This window comes from Caballeronia novacaledonica, assembly GCF_900258035.1.
In the GTDB taxonomy this organism is placed as follows: Bacteria; Pseudomonadota; Gammaproteobacteria; order Burkholderiales; family Burkholderiaceae; genus Caballeronia; species Caballeronia novacaledonica.
Genome location: NZ_OGTP01000053.1, coordinates 1 through 4,991 on the forward strand (window position 1 = coordinate 1; position 4,991 = coordinate 4,991).

At 65.5% G+C, this 4,991-nt stretch carries 4 protein-coding genes and 2 pseudogenes; 2 read left to right on the forward strand and 4 right to left on the reverse strand.

Annotated elements, in window-relative coordinates; all coding sequences use genetic code 11:
- Positions 1-126, forward strand: a pseudogene (locus NOV72_RS32960) (IS30 family transposase); the annotation flags it as partial.
- Between the two features lie 255 nt (positions 127-381).
- Here the strand turns inward: NOV72_RS32960 and NOV72_RS31615 are convergent.
- The 3 genes from NOV72_RS31615 to NOV72_RS31625 form a co-directional block, all read right to left on the reverse strand.
- Positions 382-969, reverse strand: coding sequence for an amino acid kinase family protein (locus NOV72_RS31615; RefSeq protein ID WP_106858429.1), 588 nt, complete (start codon positions 967-969; stop codon positions 382-384).
- Between the two features lie 84 nt (positions 970-1,053).
- A complete protein-coding gene (locus tag NOV72_RS31620) occupies positions 1,054-2,181 on the reverse strand; it encodes a hydantoinase/oxoprolinase family protein (RefSeq protein ID WP_106858431.1) in 1,128 nt (375 codons plus the stop codon).
- The gene (locus NOV72_RS31625; protein ID WP_106858432.1) at positions 2,178-3,218 is read right to left on the reverse strand and encodes an ATP-grasp domain-containing protein; all 1,041 of its coding nucleotides are present in this window, start codon (positions 3,216-3,218) and stop codon (positions 2,178-2,180) included. The genes NOV72_RS31620 and NOV72_RS31625 overlap by 4 nt, the downstream gene beginning before the upstream one ends.
- Positions 3,219-3,231: 13 nt before the next feature.
- On the opposite strand from NOV72_RS31625, the gene NOV72_RS31630 reads away from it, so the two are divergent.
- Positions 3,232-3,966, forward strand: coding sequence for a HisA/HisF-related TIM barrel protein (locus NOV72_RS31630; RefSeq protein WP_106858430.1), 735 nt, complete (start codon positions 3,232-3,234; stop codon positions 3,964-3,966).
- Between the two features lie 899 nt (positions 3,967-4,865).
- On the opposite strand, the pseudogene NOV72_RS32965 reads toward NOV72_RS31630, so the two are convergent.
- Positions 4,866-4,991 (reverse strand): annotated as a pseudogene (locus NOV72_RS32965) (IS30 family transposase); the annotation flags it as partial.

Here is a 4,991-nt window from a genome sequence, read left to right on the forward strand (position 1 = left end):
CATTACTCACAGGCTGAATTGAACGCAATTGCCAAGCGACTCAATGAAAGGCCGCGGCAGACCTTGGGCTTTATGACCCCAGCGGAGAAATTGGCCGAGACGTTGGGGGTTGCGTTGACCGGTTGAATCCGCCGCTGCTTTCTTTGGTTACTTTCTTTGCAGCAGCAAAGAAAGTGACTGCCGCCCCGCACAGGGGCAACGCTTATAGACCGACGCGAAAGCAGGTTTCACTCAAACCCTCAAAGCCTCAGAAAAAGCCCCCGCGCCGAGCGCGATAAAAGCTGCTTCATTGCAGCAGCAAAGAAAGTAACTGCCGCCCCGCATAGGGGCAACGCTAATAGACCAATAACAAACCGGGCTCCAGCGACAAACCAAAAAAACTCAAACCGTCAGATTCAACAACCGATCCCTCACAACCTCCGCATCGGAATGACTAAAAATCTCGACAATATAATTGGCATCCCGCACATAAGCGGGAAACCGCCGATCCACGATGCCTTTCGCGGCGAGCGCGTCCATCGACATATCCGTATCGACATCGCAAGACTTCACGATCATCAACCGCTCCGCATTGAGCAACGTCGAAAGCCACGCAGCAAGGCTATCGGAAGTGGTATCCCAGTTGGTCATCGAATCCGGCGTCGCGCGCATCAGATCAGTCGGCACCCACACCGCCACTCGCCCATCCCGCAATGCCCGCCGGATACGCTCCTCGTTCGACGCCAGCACGAGCTCCGGCACCACGCCCTGCATCAGAATCGCGTATTGCGCCATCGCGAGCAGGCACATGTTGTGGGCCGCGAGATCGTCGAAACGCCATTCCTGCTGATACTGCCGCACCGCGTCCGCAAAATCGCCGCCGCCCGGCACGATCACGACGCGCCCGCCTCCCACTTCCCAGAGCCGCGTCAGCCACTCGCGCAACGCCGGGTCGTGGCTGAGGCTACCCCCGATCTTGACCACCCACATGTTGCTGTCCTCGTTCGATGATGCCGCCGGGCCACGCACCCGGTTTCGATACTCCATCCGCACACCGCTGTATTCCGCACGCTATCACGCCGCGCGCGGCGGCGCATCGTCGTATGGACGCGCTTCGTTGCCTGCCGCGCCCTTCGCCGCCGCCGATGCCAGCAGCGCGACCGCCGCGCTCGGCGCGCACGTCGATATCCATTCGGCGCGCGTCGCGTCGTCCGTCGCGCACGCGAGGCGCGCGAAATCGGTATAACTGCGCGCCTCCTGCCGCGCCAGCGCCGCCGCCAGAAAGCGCCCGCAGCCCGCGCCGACGATCGGCGCAGCGGCCAGCGCCGCATCCCGCGCGATCACGCGCGCGAGATTCGCTTCGAGGGCGCGCAACTGCGCGTGCCGCCAGTGCTGCGCAAAGCGCCGCCATTCGGCAGCGCTCGCATCGGCGGCATCGCGGCCGATCATCCGCGCGATCCGCGCACGGCTCGCGGCTTCCGTCTTCGGCCCGTTGTCGGCGCTCGGATGCTGGTCGTGCTCGGGCCACAGTTCGCCCGTCAGACGATAGACATCGGCGGTCGTCGCGAACCATTCGTTCATCACGCCCGTCGTCTCGCCGCGAAACGCGATGCGATGCGCGATCCCGCACAACGGCGTGCGCACGATGCCCTGATACACGAGTTCGCCGCTGACAAGGCGCTCGGCGTCGTTCGCGCCGCGCGCCACGACACGCCCGCCGACGATCGAAACGATGTCCGTCGTCGTGCTGCCGATATCGATGAGCACCGCGTCCGGCATGCGCGTCGCGACCCATTGCGCGGTTGCGAGCCAGTTCGCCGATGCGACCTTGCGCCAGCCGTCCGCGCATGCCGAGCGCGCGAGCCAGCCGGCGTCGCCCGCGAAGAACATCGTGCGCGGGCCGAGCCGCTGGGCGAGTGCGCGCGTCAAGGTGCGCACGCCGTCGGCGCGGTCGGCGAAGAGATCGACCATTTCGCCCGTCATCGTGACGGCGTGGCGCGCGCCGGCATCGGCGGCGGCGGGCCAGCGCTCGAACATCGCGTCGATCACGCGTTCCAGATGCGCGATGCCCAGCCACAGCGGACACGCCCACTGCGCGACATCGGCGAGCACGCCCGCGCGCGTCGCCATCGACACCTTGACGTGCGCGCCGCCCACGTCCCAGCCGAACACCGGCATACTCGCCGCTGCGGAGGTCGTCATGACGCCGCTCCGCCACACGCGCGCAGCAATCCGGGATCGCCGTCGAAACCCGGCACGCGATGCGCCGCGAGCAGTTCCGCCGCGAGATTTCTGCCGCCGCGCCGGCTCAATTCCGCATACGCGACGGTGAGGCGCGGATTCACTTCGATCACGACCGGCCCGCGCTCCGGATGCCACACGACATCGATACCCGCGAAGCCGCGCAAGCCCGGAAACGCTTCGGCGACACGCAACGCGAGCCGTTCCAGCGCGCGCCCTTGCGGACCATGCCGGTCGATGCGATCGACATCGACGCCATCGAACTGCACGATGCGCGCGCGACGCCCCGATCCCGCCGCGTCCGACAACCCGATGCGCTGACGATTGATGCTCACGAGCCGCGACATCCGTTCGCGGCAGATCAGCGAAAGACTGAGCGGCTCGCCGTCGATCCATTCCTGCAACACGGGATTGCGGCCCGCTTCGGCGCGCGCTTCGTATTCGGCGCGCGCGGCGGCGAGATCGTCGTAGACGTAGGTATCGAGGCCGCCCGCGCCGTCGTCCGGCTTGACGACCCAGCGTCGCCCGGCTCCGGCGACCGCGTTCTCCGGTTCGAGCGCGGGCGTCGCGGGAATGCTGCGCGCGGCGAGCCACGCGGCCGTCGCGCTCTTGCTCGATGCCGCGCGGATCGCCTCCTTCGCGCAGCCGAGCCAGCGCGCCTGACCGACGGCATCGTGGAACTTGAGCAGCAGCCCGTCGCACTCGGGCGCGACGATGCAGGCATAGTCGTGTTCGCGCGTCATGCGGGCGACGAAGCGGATGACCGGCTCGCCGGGCTGCGCGCGCGCGTAGCCGGGCGCGTCCGCCGCTTGCTCGAAGCGCGAGCTGGCGACGGTCACCTCGATGCCCGGCAGCGTGCGCAGATCGGCGGCGATGGCGTCGCGCATCACGCGGCCCTCGACGATCAGCGCGGAGAGATCGGCGAGGCTGCCTGCGCCCGCCGCGTCCGGATCGATGCCGCCGCCGGTGAGATACTCGAATACGAAGATCCTGGTCAAAGGAAGTCCATCCATGCAGGTGATACCCGTTCTCGATCTGCTCGACGGCCACGCGGTGCGCGCGGTGCGCGGCGAGCGTTCGCGTTACCGGCCGATTCAGTCCTCGTTGTGCGCCACGAGCGATCCGGTTGCGATCGCCCGCGCGCTCGTCGCCGCGACCGGCGCGCGTACGTTGTACGTCGCCGATCTGGGCGCGATCCTTCAGCGCGGCGCGCACGACCATGCGCTCGCCGCAATGTGCGACGCCCTCGGCGAGGGCTTTTGCATCTGGCTCGATGCGGGCTTCACCGCGTTCGCGCCGATGCATGCGTTGGTCGAGCGCGTCGCCGAACTGTCGCGTTCGCCTGCGCCCGCTGCGATCGTGCCCGTGTTCGGCACGGAGACGCTGCTCGACATCGGCGCGATCGCGGACGCATCGGCTTGCGGCTTCGCGCCGATTCTCTCGCTCGACTATCGCGGCGGCCTCGCGCTCGGCTCGACGCATCACGAGAGCGCGTGGTGGCCGTCGCGGGTCATCGTGATGACGCTCGACCACGTGGGCGCTCGCGCCGGGCCTGATCTCGATACTTTCGCTGCCGTGCGAGCGCGGGCCGGGGAGCGTCAGGTGATCGGCGCGGGCGGGATTCGCAATGACGACGATCTCGCTCGTGCTCGCGACAGCGGCGCTTACGCGTGGCTCGTTGCTTCCGCGATTCACGATGGAAACGTGAGTCGGTGCGATGTGCATCGCGGGGCGTTCGACGGGTGAACTCAATATCTGTGCCAAGGGGTTTGGGGCTTTGATGGACTGCTTTTGCTTCGCATGCGGGTGTTGCATCGGGTGACAGTGTGTTGCATTGCGGAGCAGGTTTTTTGATTGCCGGATCCCGGCTTGTTATTGGTCTATAAGGTTGCCCCCTGTGCGGGGCGGCAGTCACTTTCTTTGCTGCTGCAATGAAGCAGCTTTTATCGCGCGCGACGCGGGGGCTTTTCTTGGGCTTCGAGGGCTTGAGTGAAACTTGCTTTCGCGTCGGTCTATTAGCACTGCCCCTGTGCGGGGCGGCAGTCACTTTCTTTGCTGCTGCAAAGAAAGCAGCTTTTATCGTGCTCGGCGCGGGGGCTTTCTGAGGCTTTGAGGGTTTGAGTGAAACTTGCTTTCGCGTCGGTCTATTAGCACTGCCCCTGTGCGGGGCGGCAGTCACTTTCTTTGCTGCTGCAAAGAAAGTAACCAAAGAAACAGCTTTCCCCAGCCTAAGCACTTCACACCGGCCGCGGCACAGGCGATTGACCTAATGGCCCCCAGAGTAGCGAGTGCCCTCAAAGGTCTTGTCGGACTTGGCTCGCGCACGGTCTGCCGCGTCGCACCACACAACAGATTGGTTCAGCACGAAATGGCGCCGGCCCGCTACGCGGCCGATGGGTCCATCGGGGCGGGGGCGGGCCGCGTGTGCTTCTTTCTCGCTGGTTTCCCTCGCATACCCAACGGCAGCGCGCAGCGCTGTGCCGATGCTATTTCGTGCTGAACCAATCTGGCGGGCGGCGCGATGCGGCAGACCGTGCGCGAGCCAAGCCCGGCAATTATTGTGAGGGCACTCTTTAGGCGAGTGCCATCTTGGAGGAGAAAAGTGGCCAACGTGCGTGTGACAGCAGGCCTGAAAAGCGGCGGATTCAACCGGTCAACGCAACCCCCAACGTCTCGGCCAATTTCTCCGCTGGGGTCATAAAGCCCAAGGTCTGCCGCGGCCTTTCATTGAGTCGCTTGGCAATTGCGTTCAATTCAGCCTGTGAGTAATG